General features: G+C 62.1%; 16 protein-coding genes. 13 read left to right on the top strand and 3 right to left on the bottom strand.

What is annotated here, in order from left to right:
• Positions 1-134 precede the first annotated feature (134 nt).
• The 6 genes from rnr to BUC36_RS13145 all read left to right on the top strand — a co-directional run bounded on the left by rnr (position 135) and on the right by BUC36_RS13145 (position 7,100).
• The gene (gene rnr / locus BUC36_RS13170; protein WP_073275892.1) at positions 135-2,831 is read left to right on the top strand and encodes a ribonuclease R; all 2,697 of its coding nucleotides are present in this window, start codon (positions 135-137) and stop codon (positions 2,829-2,831) included.
• Positions 2,832-2,843: 12 nt separating this feature from the next.
• Positions 2,844-3,599, top strand: a complete 756-nt coding sequence (gene rlmB / locus BUC36_RS13165; RefSeq protein ID WP_073275890.1) for a 23S rRNA (guanosine(2251)-2'-O)-methyltransferase RlmB — start codon at positions 2,844-2,846, stop codon at positions 3,597-3,599.
• A 359-nt stretch (positions 3,600-3,958) separates the two neighbouring features.
• Positions 3,959-4,519: an RNA polymerase sigma factor gene (locus BUC36_RS19050; RefSeq protein WP_200797275.1), complete on the top strand. Its 561-nt coding sequence runs from the start codon at positions 3,959-3,961 to the stop codon at positions 4,517-4,519.
• A gap of 13 nt (positions 4,520-4,532) precedes the next feature.
• On the top strand, positions 4,533-5,138 hold the full coding sequence (locus BUC36_RS19045) for a hypothetical protein (protein WP_200797274.1): 606 nt from the start codon (positions 4,533-4,535) through the stop codon (positions 5,136-5,138).
• A 35-nt stretch (positions 5,139-5,173) separates the two neighbouring features.
• Positions 5,174-5,731 (top strand): hypothetical protein, encoded by a 558-nt coding sequence (locus BUC36_RS13150; protein ID WP_143186990.1) that lies wholly within the window; start codon positions 5,174-5,176, stop codon positions 5,729-5,731.
• 58 nt (positions 5,732-5,789) lie between these two features.
• Positions 5,790-7,100: a tetratricopeptide repeat protein gene (locus tag BUC36_RS13145; protein WP_143186989.1), complete on the top strand. Its 1,311-nt coding sequence runs from the start codon at positions 5,790-5,792 to the stop codon at positions 7,098-7,100.
• Positions 7,101-7,210: 110 nt separating this feature from the next.
• Here BUC36_RS13145 and BUC36_RS13140 read toward each other — a convergent pair whose 3' ends face one another.
• Positions 7,211-7,915: a 2OG-Fe(II) oxygenase gene (locus BUC36_RS13140; protein WP_073275882.1), complete on the bottom strand. Its 705-nt coding sequence runs from the start codon at positions 7,913-7,915 to the stop codon at positions 7,211-7,213.
• 121 nt (positions 7,916-8,036) lie between these two features.
• Positions 8,037-8,888 (bottom strand): alpha/beta fold hydrolase, encoded by an 852-nt coding sequence (locus BUC36_RS13135; RefSeq protein WP_073275880.1) that lies wholly within the window; start codon positions 8,886-8,888, stop codon positions 8,037-8,039.
• A 262-nt stretch (positions 8,889-9,150) separates the two neighbouring features.
• On the opposite strand from BUC36_RS13135, the gene rpsF reads away from it, so the two are divergent.
• From rpsF to BUC36_RS13100, 7 genes are all read left to right on the top strand, one after another.
• Complete coding sequence (rpsF, locus tag BUC36_RS13130) at positions 9,151-9,594, top strand: 30S ribosomal protein S6 (RefSeq protein WP_073275878.1); 444 nt, start codon at positions 9,151-9,153, stop codon at positions 9,592-9,594.
• 12 nt (positions 9,595-9,606) lie between these two features.
• Positions 9,607-9,837 (top strand): 30S ribosomal protein S18, encoded by a 231-nt coding sequence (rpsR, locus tag BUC36_RS13125; RefSeq protein WP_020411626.1) that lies wholly within the window; start codon positions 9,607-9,609, stop codon positions 9,835-9,837.
• Between the two features lie 55 nt (positions 9,838-9,892).
• Positions 9,893-10,723 carry a hypothetical protein gene (locus tag BUC36_RS13120; RefSeq protein WP_073275876.1) on the top strand — a complete coding sequence of 277 codons (831 nt, stop codon included), beginning with the start codon at positions 9,893-9,895 and terminating at the stop codon, positions 10,721-10,723.
• A 37-nt stretch (positions 10,724-10,760) separates the two neighbouring features.
• Positions 10,761-11,207, top strand: coding sequence for a 50S ribosomal protein L9 (rplI, locus tag BUC36_RS13115; RefSeq protein ID WP_073275874.1), 447 nt, complete (start codon positions 10,761-10,763; stop codon positions 11,205-11,207).
• A gap of 124 nt (positions 11,208-11,331) precedes the next feature.
• Positions 11,332-12,774, top strand: a complete 1,443-nt coding sequence (gene dnaB / locus BUC36_RS13110; RefSeq protein WP_073275872.1) for a replicative DNA helicase — start codon at positions 11,332-11,334, stop codon at positions 12,772-12,774.
• A 293-nt stretch (positions 12,775-13,067) separates the two neighbouring features.
• Positions 13,068-13,820 (top strand): hypothetical protein, encoded by a 753-nt coding sequence (locus BUC36_RS13105; RefSeq protein ID WP_073275870.1) that lies wholly within the window; start codon positions 13,068-13,070, stop codon positions 13,818-13,820.
• A gap of 65 nt (positions 13,821-13,885) precedes the next feature.
• Positions 13,886-14,965, top strand: a complete 1,080-nt coding sequence (locus BUC36_RS13100) for a winged helix-turn-helix domain-containing protein (protein WP_073275868.1) — start codon at positions 13,886-13,888, stop codon at positions 14,963-14,965.
• On the opposite strand, the gene BUC36_RS13095 is transcribed toward BUC36_RS13100, so the two are convergent.
• Positions 14,966-15,634, bottom strand: a complete 669-nt coding sequence (locus tag BUC36_RS13095; protein ID WP_073275866.1) for a DUF6515 family protein — start codon at positions 15,632-15,634, stop codon at positions 14,966-14,968.
• Positions 15,635-15,719: the final 85 nt, after the last annotated feature.

Raw genomic sequence — 15,719 nt, 5'->3', positions numbered from 1 at the left:
AAATCGCTTATACTGCGTGCAGTAGCGACTTTCCCTGAACCGGTAGTCACCGGTGCCAGTCGCCAGTCCAATTCCCGGAGTCCCTCCGGAAGCTGCCGAAGATTGTGCAGCTACCTCGAACAACGGATGCTGTTTTGACGCAAAAGAAAACCCCAATACACGACCTCGCCGATCCGCATGCGGAGCGCGAGGCAGAGAAATACGAAAAACCGGTTCCCAGCCGGGAGTACCTGCTGCAACTGCTCGAGCAGCAGCCGGGTCCGGTGCCCTGGGAGACGGTCGCCGACCTGCTGGAGCTCGACGACGAGGACCGCCGCGAAGGTGTGCGGCGGCGCCTGATCGCCATGTCCCGCGACGGCCAGATCGCCAGCAATCGCGCCGGTGACTTCGGTGTGCTGGACAAGATGAGCCTGGTGCGCGGCCGGGTGATCGGTCACCGCGATGGCTTCGGCTTCGTCACGCCGCGGGACGGCGGCGACGATCTGTTCCTGTCACACCGCCAGATGCGCAAGGTCTTCGACGGCGACGAGGTGCTGGTGCGCGAGACCCCCGGCGGCTTCCGCGGCAAGCGCGAGGCGGCGGTGGTGCGGGTTATCAAGCACAACACGACCGAGCTGGCCGGGCGCCTGTTCCGCGAGAACGGCATCTGTTTCGTGCGCCCGGATAACCCGCGTATCAACCTTGACATCATGGTGGCGGCGGAGCACTCGGCCGGAGCCGGCCACGGCCAGTACGTGGTGGTGAAGGTCGTCACCCAGCCGAGTCGCGACACCCTGCCACAGGGGGAGGTGACCGAAGTACTCGGCGACCACCTGGCGCCGGGGATGGAGATCGACGTCGCCATCCGCAATTACGGCATACCCCACGCCTGGCCGGCGGCCCTGCAGGGCGAGGTGGATGCGATTCCGGACGAGGTGGAAGAGGCGGACAAGAGCGCGCGGGTCGACCTGCGCCAGCTGCCGCTGGTCACCATCGACGGCGAGGATGCGCGGGATTTCGACGACGCCGTATTCTGCGAGCTGCTATCGGACGACAGCTGGAAGCTGCTGGTGGCTATCGCCGATGTTTCCCACTATGTGCGCCCCGGCACCGCCCTGGATGAGGAGGCCCACAGCCGCGGCAACTCCGTCTACTTCCCGGATTTCGTCGTGCCGATGCTGCCGGAGAAATTGTCCAACGGGCTCTGCTCCCTCAATCCCGACGTGGACCGGCTGTGCATGGTGTGCGAGATGCATATCGACCGCAGCGGCCAGATTCGCGACTTCCGCTTCTTCGAAGGGGTCATGCGCAGTCATGCGCGCCTGACCTACACCCAGGTAGGGCAGTTGCTCGAAGAGCGCGACAATCGCGATTCCGGCTTGCGCAAACGGCATGCCGCTCTGGTTCCGCACCTGGACAACCTGCACGACCTGTACCAGGCCCTGCGCGGCGCGCGCGATCGACGCGGCGCCATCGACTTCGAGACTACCGAGACGCGCATTATTTTCGACGCCAATCGCAAGATTGAGCGGATAGTGCCGGTGACCCGTAACGACGCCCACAAGCTGATCGAAGAGTGCATGCTCGCCGCCAACGTCTGTGCGGCGCAGCTGATGGAGTTGTCGCAGCAGCCGGCACTCTATCGGGTACACGATTCGCCCAAAGAGGAAAAGCTCAGCAACCTGCGCGAGTATCTCGGCGAGCTGGGCCTGCGCCTGCCCGGCGGTGCCGAACCGCAGCCGGGTGATTTCCAGGCCCTGCTGGAGCAGGTGGTGGGGCGTGCCGATGCCCATATCATTCAGATGATGATGCTGCGCTCGATGAACCAGGCCGTATACCAGCCGGAGAACCGCGGTCACTTCGGGCTCGATTACCGCGCCTATGCGCACTTTACCTCGCCGATCCGTCGCTATCCGGACCTGTTGTTGCACCGCGCGCTGCGCTGGCTGATCCGCAACGGCAGTGCCAACGAGCGGGCCGTGACGAAGAAGGTGCACACGGTGCCCGGCGTCGAAGCCATCGAGCGCGAGCGGATTCTTCCCTACGACATGCCGGCGATGGTGCAGCTGGGCGAACACTGTTCCATGACCGAGCGCCGCGCCGACGACGCCACCCGCGATGTGGTCAGCTGGCTCAAGTGCGAATACCTGCAGGACCATGTCGGCGAGGTCTATCCGGGCGTGATCAGTGCGGTGACCGGCTTCGGATTGTTTGTCGAGCTGGATGACCTGTACGTGGAGGGGCTGATCCATGTCACCGCCCTGCCGAAGGACTACTACCGCTTCGAGCAGGCCCACCAGCGCCTGATCGGCGAACGCAGTGGCAAGCGCTACCACCTCGGTGACTCGGTCACCGTGCAGGTGGCGCGTGTGGATCTGGAAGAGCGCAAGGTGGATTTCACCCTGGAAGAACTGGTGCCGAGAGCCAAGCGGGAATCGACGAAGGTGAGTGCGCGCGCCATGGAAATGGCGGTGGAGCATCAGCTGGAGCGCGAGCGCCGCGGCAAGCCATCTGCGACAAAGAAAGACACGAGCCAGAAACGCAGCGCCAGTCCCTGGGCGCGACACGCCGAAACGCCCGCGGGGGAAACACCGTTCCGCAAGCGCAAGGTCGGCTCCAGCGAGGCGGTGCCGGTCGCCGCCGAACCGGAAAAGCCGGCGGAGGTGACAGAGGAAGAGGCGCCGAAGAAGCGCCGCGGCCCCAGGCGGACGCCAACCCGCAAGGGCGGCAAGCGCCCGGCGGTGGCGGCGCGCAAGGCGGCGCATAAAGCCGACAAGGCCAACGCCAAGACGAAAAATGCCAAGTCAGGCAAGAAGAAAAAGCTCTCTGCCAAAGGCAAGAAGAAAAAGTAATCGAGGAATCTCTTGAGCCAACAACTGGTTTACGGCCTGCACGCGGTGCAGGCACTGCTGAAAGGTTCACCGCAACAGGTGCAGGAACTGATGCTGCTGCGCGGGCGCAAAAATCAGCGCCTGCAGAAAATTATCCAGCAGGCAGAAAAAAACGATATCGCCCTGCGCTTCGTCGACCGCCGCACGCTGGATGAAAAAGTCGGCGACGATGGCAATCACCAGGGCGTCGTGGCCATCTGCGCTGGGCAGACAAAAGTCCACGACGAGCGCTTCCTGCAGGAGCTGCTGCAGCAGCTGGAACGGAACGGCGAGGTGCCATTTTTGCTGGTGCTCGATGGCGTCACCGATCCGCACAATCTCGGCGCCTGCCTGCGCTCCGCGGAAGCCGCCGGCGTGCACGCGGTCATCGCGCCGAAAGACAAGTCTGCGGGCCTGACGCCCACCGCGCGCAAAGTGGCCTGCGGTGCTGCGGAGGTCCTGCCTTTCGTCACCGTGACCAATCTCGCGCGCACCCTGCAGCAGCTGCAGCAGGCCGGCATCTGGATTTTCGGTGCCGCCGGCGAGGCGGAGCAGGATATCTATCAGAGCCAGCTGACCGGGCCAATGGCGCTGGTGATGGGCGCCGAAGGCAGCGGCCTGCGCCGCCTCACCCGCGAGCACTGCGATCACCTGATCAAAATTCCAATGGCCGGTGAAGTCAGTAGCCTGAATGTCTCTGTGGCGACAGGCGTATGTCTGTTCGAAGCGGTGCGTCAACGCTCCGGCTGACAGGTGGATACCGCTGTGCCAGTTTTTCCAAGCCGGGCTGATGATTCACCCGGCTTTTTTTTGTTTTTTTAATCAATAGAATTTTAACGACTATTGTCCGACGCTTCTTCCGGCATGAAAGCGCAAAGCGGCGCACAGTATTGATTGCGCGTCGCGGCAATCCGCCCGCATTTCGTTGTGTCACTCCAGCTTTTCTAAATCGCTGCTAGATTTTTTGACGCGGCCGCAATCTGCGGGAACCTTTCTCTCTGCAGGTCCGTGTAACTGTATTGTGCAGTCGCTGCCGTGTGCCCTGGTCAATATCTCGAGTCAGGCAATTGACTGTCCATCCCTGCCACCAGTCATTTGGGAGTTGCGGTTTGAGCGCCTGGCTGACCCGGATTGTTCGATGGCACCGATCTCCTGAGGATCGGTTTGTCACTTTGGTTTTTCCCCATATCCGTCGCATGCATCGCATGGCTTATCGCTGGACGATGGATTCTGTCGACGCCGAAGACCTGGTGCAGGATGTGCTCACGGGGCTGGTGCCGCGGTTGGCTGACCTGGAGGCGGTGGAGCAGCTGGGGCCGTGGCTGATCAAAGTCCTCTATCGACGCTATGTCGATCTCTATCGGCGGCGACGCACCTCCCCGCTCGAACAGTCGGCCTGCAGTGACTGCGACAGCCTCTACGACGAGTCCGGCACCGATCACTGCGAGCAGCTGAACCTGCGCCGCGCCCTGAATCAAGCCCTGCTCACGCTCGATGATGACCGGCGCGATGTGGTACTGCTGCACGATGTCGAGGGCTACACCGCTATCGAGGTGGCAGAAATTCTTGGCATCAGTGTCGGCACGGTGAAATCGCGATTGCACCGGGCGCGACAGAGACTCAAAAAAGTGCTTGCGCCGGGAACCATTGAAGCCGGTCAGGCGTGTTAGGGGTGGCGAGAGGATGGAAAAGGAAAGCAGAGCTTCGATGGCGACGCCCGACGATATTCAACTGCTGAAGTTGTTGCGCAGTTTACCGGTACCGGATCCGGGAGAGGAATACGAACGGCTTTTGCTGCATGACGTCCTGCATTCCACACGCCTGAACCGGACTAGGCGGGCGCGAGTGCGTAGCCAGTTGTGGGTGCGATGGGGGTGGCAGTTGGCCTCGGTCGCCGGTGTGTTTCTCATTTGTCTCGCCACGGCTTCGCACTGGAAAGTCGTGATGCCACCACCGGTGCTGTCGCCGGTAGCGCAGCAGCGCAGCGAGATCTCGCGTCCGCTGCATATTCTGCTGGAAAGCCCGCGAGAGATGCGCGGGGCGACGATCCGCATAACCCTGCCGGATACTGTGGCAATTGAAGGGTACCGGGATGTACACCAACTGCGGTGGCGGGCCGATATTGCTGCCGGCGGAAACCGCCTGTACCTGCCGGTACAAATTCGCGATGGCGGGGTCGCCGGAGAAATACTGATCGAGGTGGAATACCAGGGGGCGAGCAAGTTACTGCGTTTGCCGGTTTCGCCCCTTTTTAAACCCACGCAGAGCAACAGCCTGACAAGAATCTAATGGTATTTTTCGTCGGGCCAGAGAGGTAAAGGATTATGTCGAGGAAAAAACTATTGGCTTTCGGATTCCTGCTCGGCGCGCCGCTGGCGATACCCGCCCTGGCCCAGCAAGCAGGGAACCCGAGTGACCTGGATGTCACTTTGACGGTCGTCGAGGACGCAGAAAGTGTTGAGGACGTTCTCAACAGTATCGAGCTGCCGCCGGACATTCGCGAGGCCGCGGAGGAGACACTGGCGGCGGTCATGGCGGCGGTTAGCGCCGCACAGCGCGGCGACGTTAAAAGCAAGGAAGACGCGGAAGCGCTGGTGCGGGAAGCAGTGGCCCGCAGCAGCGAGCTGGCCGCCAATGCCAGGCTGTCCGCGGACGCCGCCAGCGAAGACGCCCAGCGCGCCGCCGAAGTTGCCCGCGAAGCGGTGGAGGAGGCGGTAAAAAATGCGCTGTCCGGCGCGGATATGCAGGGAGTCATCGAACAGATGATGCAGGACATACTCAACAGCCTGCCGGACGATATCCGCAACCAATTAACGCTGGATCTGGACTCTCTCATCGATCAGGCGAAACAGGGTTTACCACCGGCACCCGGCGAGGGTTAAGTGATATTTACGCCTGGTCGTCGCATGCAGGTATAGGGATATATAGGGGTAAGAAGAGGTGCATAAAGGGTTGATCGGCATCCTGCTCGCGGGTGCGCTTGCGGTTGCCCCCGCGGTTCTGTTGGCGCAGCCACCACTAGTCGAGGGTATTGCAGCATTCAGGGGAGGCCTTTACCGCAAGGCGCTGGAATTATTCGAGGAAGAGGCGCGGGGCGGTAACGACAGTGCCAGGCTGAAGTACAACATCGGCGTGACGCTGATGAAGTTGCGGCGCTACGAAGAGGCCGGTGTCTATTTCCAGCAGTTATTGCAGGAGCCGGAGTGGCGCGATCTGGCCCGCTACAATTTCGCGCTCGCTGCCGAACGCAATAACCGGCGCATAATTGCGGCGAAGCACTACCGGCAGGTAAGTGAGACCTCAGACTCGCAGAAGTTGCGCAGCCTGGCGGCCACTCGGCTGAATGCGCTGGCTGCGATGAGTCGGCGCGCGGGGGTAAAGCGCTGGATCGGCACCGCCAGTCTGTCGGCGGGACGCGACGACAATGCCTACGCACTGCAGAATGCATTGTTGAAGGGTTCCAGTGTGGGGGCTGACAACTTTGCCGAGATCTTTGCCTGGGGGCAGTACCAGCTCGAGGGCATCACGGCCGATGGCTGGCGGCTGCACGGTTACGGTTATGGTCGCCGTTACGACGAGTACGACAGCCTCGATCTGAGCAGCGTCAGTGCCGCACTCTCTCGCGACCGGCGCTGGCGCGGCTGGCTGGCGGAAGTGGGGGTTTCCACCGAGTTTATTTTCCTGGGCGGGCAGCAGGTTACCCGGCAGGTGCAGTTGCTGGGTAGGCTGACGCGGGATTTCGGGCCGTCGAACTTAACCCTCGCCTATATTCCCGGCTATTACCTTGGCGGCGACGATTACGCCTACCTGGATGGTTGGCGCCAGCGCTTTGAAGTCAGGTGGCAGCGCCCGCTGCTGGCGGCGCAGGCGCGGATATTTTACCGCTACGACGCCAATGACCGCGCTGACCAGGTGCGGGATTCGGCGGATTACTACAGTTACTCGCCGCTGCGCCACTCGTTCGGTGGCGTGCTGGACTGGTCGCTGTCGGGCAACTGGCTCGTTACCACCGGAGTCGAATATCGATCCAGTGCCTATGACGGCGCAAACCGCACTACCGATATTGATGGCAACGTGTTGACCTACCGGCGGGAATCCGATCGCCTCAAGTCCTGGCTGGCGACAACATTCAAGCTGACACCCCGGTTGAGTCTCGATGGGAAATTCATTGTCATCGACAACGAAGAGAGCCTGGACAGCTACACCTACGACAAGACCGAGCTCAGTTTCGGTGTCAGGTATATTTTCTGACAAGCGCGGTGTGCTCAGCCCGGGGGGGCTGCTGAACAACCGCGTCAGGCTTGGTTGTGCCCCGACCGTCGCCAGCGGCGTGCGGGCGGGGCGTTTTTTTGCGGGCGTTGTTACGGCGTTCGGTAGAGCTCGCCGGCCGCTCTGTACATGATCCACGACGTGAGGATGTACTTGTCGTGAGACTGGGGAATATTGCCGCGGTGGGTATGGGTAAAGCCGCACGGGGACAGTATCAGGCTGCCTTTGCGCGGCTTGATCTTGACGCCCTGATAGTGGAATTCGGTTTCGCCGCCTTCCTCGACATCGTTCAGATACAGCAGCCAGAACAGAACCCGGTGCAGCGATTTCTGATTTGGGTCGCTGGGGTGCGGGTAGTGTTCGGAGTGCCAGTGGTAGTAGCCGCCGCGCGCCTTTTCATAGTGCTGGAAATTGATCTGGTCCAGCCGGTAGATACCCGCGACCAGCATCTGCAGCTGCTGCGCGCTCAGGCTGCCGATATCCTCACTCTTTAGGTTCCGCGCCTGGCCGCTGTGCTCGTCAAGGATGGTCGGTGACAGGGCGCCGGTCAGCATGTGCGGGTAGCGGCGGCAGTACTCCGTCAGTCCGCGGAATACCATGTTGTCGATTTGCGTACATTCATCGCGCCAGGATTCCTGTCCGGAGATCATCAGGTCGGAACTGGTCTTCTTGCTTTGGTCGACGCCGGAGCCGGTGCGGCCCGGCTGCTTGTGCGGCGACTCGTCGAAGCGCTGGATCAGTCGGTCGCAGACATCTGCGGGTGCGAAGTTTTCGAACAGAACAATCAGTGAATCCATTTCTCTATCCCGGGCAACAAAACAAATTGACGCGGCGTTAGGCCCCCTGCTTTAACAAGACGAACCAGTTGCCGTTGACTGCAAAGTCGTGTTGCCCGGCCGGGGGCTTGGCCCCGGGGAGTCAGTCGGCCGCCTCCGTGGCCGGCGCCGGCGTTCTGTCCTGCTGCAGCCACTGTTCCACCGCGGCGACAATCGGCTGCGGACTCTTGATCCAGCTCAGGTGGGGGTTGCCCTGGGGGTGGGGCGCCGGCATCTGCCGGGCCTCGCCGCCAGTAATTGCCGCGAGTCTCTGCGTCGCCTTCAGTGGCGCGAAGGGGTCTCCCGCCAGGGCAATATGCAGGGTCGGCTGCGGGCCCTGCCATGCCGGTGCCATGCGTTTCTCCGGGGCGAAGCGCCCGCTAAGGATCGAGCGGGACCAGTCTGTCATCAGGCCGCGGGCCTCCCGCCCACCGAACCCCAGTCGCGCGCCGGGAAAGTAGCCGAGCAGATTGGCGAGGAGGCCGGCCATGGCCGCCGCCCACAGCAGCGAGAGCCGCTGTGTGCCCTGCCAGCAGCGGTAATGGATATGTCCCGATGCGACGCTGACGACTCTGGCCGCCCCGGTCAATCCGGCCCTCGCCGCGAGCGTGGCGGCCTGCCCACCAATGCTGTGTCCAAGGATAAGCTCCGGCCCCGCGGGGAACTGCCGTTCGAGCAATCGCAGCAATTGGGGGATAAAGGTGAACACCAGGTCGCTGTAGTCGTAATCGGCACCGCGATGGGGCCTGGGCCGGCTGTCGCCAGTACCAGGCAGTTCCGCCACTGCGGTGTGATAACCGCGGTCATGCAGCACCTGCCGTAGCCGCTCGTACTTGACTGCCGGTACGCCCAAGGCGGGCAGAACCAGGGCCAGGGGGCCGTCCCCCGCGCGCCGGCTCACCGTGACCGGTACCAGAAATGGGCCAAACTTGAGGGTGTGAATCTGCTGCTGCATGGCGTTTCTCGCTGTGGTGGCCACACACTATAGCCAGCGCTGCGGAATTGACCGATGACCGATCCGGCCGTCGCAGTAGCCGGAATCTCGCAGCGCGGCCAGTCCGTCAGCGTCAGCCGGTTGCGGCGAACTGATCAACTTGCAAGCAGGAGGGCAAGTGCCTAGAATACGCCGCCCGCAATGGGCTCCACAGATTCGAGCCCGTTGTACTCCTTGCCTCACCGGATTGCCCGGGAGGCTGTTTAACCCGTAAGGAGCTAAAATGCGTCATTACGAAATTGTATTCCTGGTCCACCCGGATCAGAGCGAGCAGGTGCCCGGCATGGTCGAGCGCTACACTGCGACCATCAAAGAGAGCGGTGGTCAGGTTCACCGCCTGGAAGACTGGGGCCGCCGCCGTCTGGCTTACCCGATCAACAAGATCCACAAAGCTCACTACGTGCTGCTGAACGTGGAGTGTTCGGAAGAGGCTCTGGAAGAGCTGACCACCAACTTCAAGTACAACGACGCCGTACTGCGCAATCTGGTGATGCGCGAAGACGAAGCTGTCACCGAAGAAAGCCCGATCATGAAGGCGGAGAAAGAGAGCCGCGAGCGCAAAGCTGCCCGCGCTGAGCGCTCCGAGCGTCGCGAGCGCGCCGAGCAGGACTCCGCTGATGAATCCGAGGAAGAGGAATCTTCCGATAACGCCGAAAGCGAAGAGTAAGGGGATTATCTGATGGCACGTTTTTTCCGTCGTCGTAAGTTCTGCCGTTTCACCGCTGAAGGCGTAAAGCGTATCGACTACAAAGATCTCGATACCCTGAAGGCCTACATCTCTGAAACTGGCAAAATCGTTCCGAGCCGTATCACCGGTACCAAAGCCAAGTATCAGCGTCAGCTGGCCACCGCGGTCAAGCGTGCGCGCTACCTGGCCCTGCTGCCGTACACGGACAGCCACGAAGCCTAAGCCCAGAATCTTGGGTTTTTGTGCTTAGACGTTTTACAAGAGAAGCTATCTAGAAGTGCGCGCCCTGGCTGAATTCATTATGCGCGGGCGTGTGCGAGCGGTGCTCATCACCATGGTGGGCATACCGCTGATCAGCCCGGCAGCGCTGGCTCTGGTGAGCCTGCGTCGCGGTAGCAGCGACGGCCTGATGGTGTTGGCCTGGGCCCTGCTGCCGGTGGTTGCCGCAGGCATGAGCGACTATATGTCGCCGCTGATGACCGGCCTTGCAGCCAGTCACTTCGCCGCAGTTTTCTGTGGCGCGCTGGTACTGCGAGGCTCGCGCTCCTGGGGCGCTGCCCTGGTGACGGTGACCGCCGTAGCCGCGGCGGGCATTCTGCTCACCGCCCACCTGAGTGGCGGCCTGTTGCAGAGCCTGCTGCAGGCGGCGGAGGAGTCCGGCGGTGGTCAGGCTGATCAGCTCCGGCAGATATTCGGCAGCGAGCCACTCGCGACCGGATACCTGAGCTGGGTTTCTGCCATCACGGCGACCCTGGCCCTGGTGCTGGGACGCTACTGGCAGGCGCTGCTGTACAACCCCGGCGGCTTCCGCCAGGAGTTCCAGCAGCTGCGCATGCCGCTGCCACTGGCGGCGGTTTGTATGCTCGCATGGGTGTACAGCCTGGTGACCCAGGACTACGTGTTCTGGGGCGCGGTGATCGCCTTCCCGATGGTGGTCGCCGGTATCGCGCTGATTCACTGGCTGGTGGCCAGCCGCGGCTGGGGTCGCGGCCCACTGGTGGCGATGTACATCATGCTGGTGATCGCGGCACTGCCGCTGGCCGGATTCCTGTGCGGCCTGGCACTGGTAGATAGCTGGATAGATATTCGCGGGCGCTCCGCAAAATAGGCGCGGTCCGCACAAAACTGAAATTGAGGAAACCGAGATGGAAGTTATTCTGCTCGATAAAGTAGGCAAACTGGGCAACGTGGGCGACCGCGTTGAAGTCAAAGCCGGTTTTGGCCGCAACTTCCTGCTGCCGACTGGCAAGGCGATTCCGGCTACCGCAGCCAACATCGCTGAGTTCGAAGCCAAGCGCGCCGAGCTGGAAGCTGCTGCAGCTGCCAAGATCGCCGAAGCCGAGAGCCGTGCTACCAAGCTGGCTGACCTGGTTGTGACCATCGCCGCTAATGCCGGTGACGAAGGCAAGCTGTTCGGCTCCATCGGCACCCGCGACATCGCCGAAGCGATCACCGCTGGCGGCGTTGAAGTGGCCAAGGCTGAAGTAAAACTGCCGCAGGGCGCGCTGCGCGAAGTGGGCGAGTACGACGTAGACGTACAGCTGCACTCCGACGTGATCGCTGCCGTCAAGGTAGTCATCGAAGCCGAATAAGGCTTTGATAGCCTGCGGCTGCTGCCGGATGGCGCCAGTCGCGCTACAATCAGGCGCTGGATTCCCCCCGATTGGGAATGGGGAATTCAGCGCCTGTTTTGTTTCTGGTAGCCAGTAAAGCCGCATGAACGACGAATACGCCGTCCCCGAACAAGAATTGCAGACCGAAGAGACCTCGCCGCTGCCGCACTCGGTAGAGGCGGAACAGTCTGTGCTGGGCGGTCTGATGCTGGATCCGGGCCGCATCGACGCCGTCGCCGAGCAGCTGAGCGAGGAGGACTTCTTCGTCGCCAGCCACCGCAAGATCTTTGCGGTCATGCGCGAACTGACCGATGGCGAGCAGCCGCTCGATATCGTGACCCTGGCGGAGGGCCTGGCCAGCCGCGATCTGCTCGCCGAGGTCGGCGGCCCCGCCTACCTGGCCGAACTGGCCGAGAACACCCCGTCCGCAGCGAACATCGTGGCCTACGCCAAGATAGTGCGCGAGCGCTCCATGCTGCGCCAGCTGATCGCCGCCGCCGGCGAGATCAGCCGCACCAGTTTCAATCCCGGCGGCCTCGCCTCCGCCGACCTGCTGCAGATGGCCGAGCGCCGCGTCACCGAGATTGCCGAGGGGCGGGCGAAGGAGGGCGGTTTCGTCGGCGTCGACGCGCTGCTGAAGCAGACGGTCGAGCGCATCGATGAGCTGTTCAAGACCGAGGGCGATATCACCGGCCTCAGCACCGGTCTCACCGAGCTGGACCAGCGCACCTCCGGCTGGCAGCCGGGCGAACTGATCATCCTCGCCGCGCGCCCGTCCATGGGTAAGACGGCGCTGGCGCTGAACTTTATCGAGGCGGCCATGCTGAGCCAGGAGCGGCCGACGATGATCTTCAGTATGGAGATGCCATCCGACAGCCTGGTCATGCGGATGCTGTCGTCCATCGGTCGCATCGACCAGGGCCGCATCCGCAACGGCAAGCTGCAGGAAGAGGACTGGCCGAAGCTGTCCAGCGCCGTGCAGAAGATGAAGGGCAAGGCCCTGTATATCGACGACACCCCGGCACTCAGCCCGAGCGAGGTGCGCGCGCGGGTCAAACGCACGGTGCGCGACCACACCAACCAGTTGATGCGCGAGAACCCGAAACTGACCCGCGAAGAGGCCGAGGCCAAGAGCATGCCGGCCATGGTCATGCTGGATTACCTGCAGCTGATGCAGGTGAAAGGCAGCACCGAAGGCCGCACCCAGGAGATTTCCGAAATCTCGCGCTCGCTGAAGGGGCTGGCGAAGGAATACAACTGTCCGGTCATCGCGCTGTCGCAGCTGAACCGCGGTGTGGAGCAGCGCCCGAACAAGCGGCCGATGAACTCGGACCTGCGGGAATCCGGTGCGATCGAGCAGGATGCCGACGTGATCCTGTTTATCTACCGCGACGAGTACTACAACGAGGACAGCCCCGACAAGGGCATGGCCGAACTGATTATCGGCAAGCAGCGGAACGGCGAAATCGGCACCTGCCGCGCCGCCTTCGTCGGCAAGTACACCCGCTTCGACAACCTCGCGCCGGAGTATTACCAGCCGGACTGACACGCTGTACGGCAGCCTCTCCAGCAGGTGTCGCCCCTGGGGCCAGTCCTGCTGGTTAGCGACACCTCCGATCAAACGGCTCTCACTTTCCATAATTTCTTTCGACGCCGCTTATGCCAGAGTTCGCCCTGGCGCCGGTAGTTGCTTCCGCCGATATTCTGGCGCGAGACCTCATCGAACTGTGGATTTTCACGTAGGTGTTTCGGCGCATATCACAAAGGTGTGACTATGCTGTTACGTGATTCGCCTTAGGCAACCTTGTTCTTAAATCTTGCGTCCGCGAGTGGCAAACAATGTTAAAAATTGCGCTTTCGCCGAAAAAAATCTTTATTTTTCTTTTGCTGGTTATCCTGTTTCTCACCCTCGGGCATGCGGCCGGCCTATACAGTCGGTATGCGCTCGGACATCCGAGTGTATACGGGCTGGTGCCTATGTTTGAATTTGGTGGTGAAGGAAACTTTGTCGCGGCCTATTCTGCGAGTGCTCTCTTGTTTGCGAGCCTGTTACTCGCAGCAATTTCCTGGGCGCACCGGGCGAATGGAGAAAAATTCACCGCGTGGTTGATGCTCTCGCTGATCTTTCTCTTTCTATCTATTGACGAATATGCCGCCCTGCATGAACACCTGGTGGACCCTGTGCGCGAGGTGGTTGCCACGACCGGATATCTCTATTACGCCTGGGTTATCCCGTACTCCCTGGCGCTGCTGGTTTTTGTGGCGTCGTATGCGCGATTTCTCCTGCGGTTGCCCAGGGAAACGGCACTGCTGTTTGTTGTCTCCGGCACGGTGTTTGTATCGGGGGCTGTCGGTTTTGAGCTTCTTGGTGGCAATGAACATTATGTCAACGGGCTGGGAGGCAGATTGTCGGCACTCGTCTTTGTTGAAGAACTGCTGGAAATGCTCGGAATCGCACTGTTCAATTTTGCCTTGCTGCGATATATCGTGAGAACCTTTGGCGAAGTCGTGATGACGCTGTCACCCGACAACAAGGCCCGGCAAGTAAGCACTTCCGCAGCGGCGTTTCGCGAGGAGCCGGCGGGCTCGTAGCTGCCGGGCGCCTGGGATGGCACTATTCCGGCGCACATCTATGGTCCCAGGGGGGGAGCATCCTGTTGTTGTCTGCACAAGCGGTCCGCGCGCTGGTTGTTGAGCGCCAGCATATCCACAAGCCATGGCCCGGTGACCTGGCTTCCCTGATCGGCCACCTCGGCGCGCTGCAGCTGGACGCAATCCAGCGCATCACTCGCGCCCACCACCACCAGCTCTACAACCGCCTGCCGCGCTACCGGGAGTCGCAGCTGGCGCTGGCCGAGCAGCGCCGCGAGATCTTTGAATACTGGTCCCACGCCGCCGCCTATCTGCCGATGGAGCACTACCGCTACGCCCGCGTGCGCATGGACCGCATTCGCCAGGGGCAGCGCCACTGGTTCGAGAAGAATTCGAAGCTTTGCCGCTATGTGCTGGATCGGGTGCGCGCCGAGGGGGCACTGAAGGCCTGCGACTTCGTAAGGGCGAAGGGCGGCTGGTGGGAGTGGTCCGACGAAAAGAAGGCGCTGGAGCAGCTGTTCCATGAGGGCGAGCTGATGGTCTGCCACAGGGACGGCTTCCAGAAGGTCTTCGACCTTCCGGAACGGCTGCTGCCGTCTCACATCCGCACCGACGCCGCCAGCGATCTCGACTACGGCTGCCACCTGGTGCGGACTTTCCTGCGCTGCCAGGGTATCGGCCGCCTGGAAGAGATCGCCTACCTGCGCCGCGACGACAAGCCGCTGATTGCGGGCGCGGTCGAGAATATGCTGAAGAGCGGCGAGATCGTTCCGCAGGGGAAGGAATTGATGTTGGCGGATGACGGTCTACCCCTTCCCGCCAGGGTGCCGCGCAAGGTGCGCCTGCTGTCCCCGTTCGATCCGCTGGTGCTGCAGCGCAAGCGGCTGCAGCGGCTGTTTGATTTTGATTACCAGCTGGAGTGCTACCTGCCGGCGCACAAGCGCCGCTATGGCTACTTTTGCCTGCCGATTCTGTATGGCGACCACTTCGCCGGTGTCGTGGACCTGAAGGCGGATCGGGTAGGTGGCGTGTTGCGCATCGAGGCGCTGCACTGGCGTGACGCGCCCGGTGCGGCGTTGCAGGCGAGCTTCAACCGGGCGGTGGGGCAGTTTGCCCGCTTCCACGGGCTCGGCGTGGAATCCTAGTTACATTCTGACGACGACGTAGACTTCCTGTCCGTCCCGCTGTGTCGGCATGAAATAGTCATTGCCATAGCGATAGTACTGCACCCCGTTGATGACCTCCGCCGTGTAGCCTGGCGGCAGTTCCTCGAGCACTTCCCCTGGCGGATAGCCGGCCGGCCCGCTGGCGACCGGACCTGCGGCAGTCGGTGCTGGTGCCGGTACCGCAACCGGAGCGCCGGCCGGCGGCGGCACCACCACATAGGCGCGGCGGGCCGGGTGCCACTGGTAATAGGCGTCGGCGTATTGATAGTAGGTAAAGCCGCCGATCTGCACCTGCACGGCGCTGGCGGGCAGGGATACCACGGCGGCTCCCAGTGGCGCCGAAACGACGACATAGCCGGACGGCGCCGGCCGGTAGAAATGGCCACCGTGATAGAAATAGGGGTTGCCACCTACGGCGACGCTGACATAGCCGGTAGGCAATATGGGTGCGACGAAGCCGATGGATACGCGCGGTCCCCAGTAGCGCGGACCGCGGTGATGGTGTCGCTTCCAGTGCTTATAGGGGTGGTGGTAGCCGTGGCCGCCGCGTTCATAGCCGCGCGGCGCCGCATCGGCCGGGGGGCTGAAGGCGAAAGCCGCCAGCGCCAGTAGGCCCAGGGCGCCAAAGAGGGCTTTTAGTATTTTCACGAGCTCTCCCGCGAAGTGATCACTTACATAGGTTAAATTTTAACCCTTGTGCCCAGACTTTGGCCATGCCCCGGTGTTAAGAAGT

The organism is Microbulbifer donghaiensis, assembly GCF_900129095.1.
Lineage (GTDB): Bacteria > Pseudomonadota > Gammaproteobacteria > Pseudomonadales > Cellvibrionaceae > Microbulbifer > Microbulbifer donghaiensis.
This window is presented reverse-complemented; position numbering and strand designations above follow the sequence as displayed.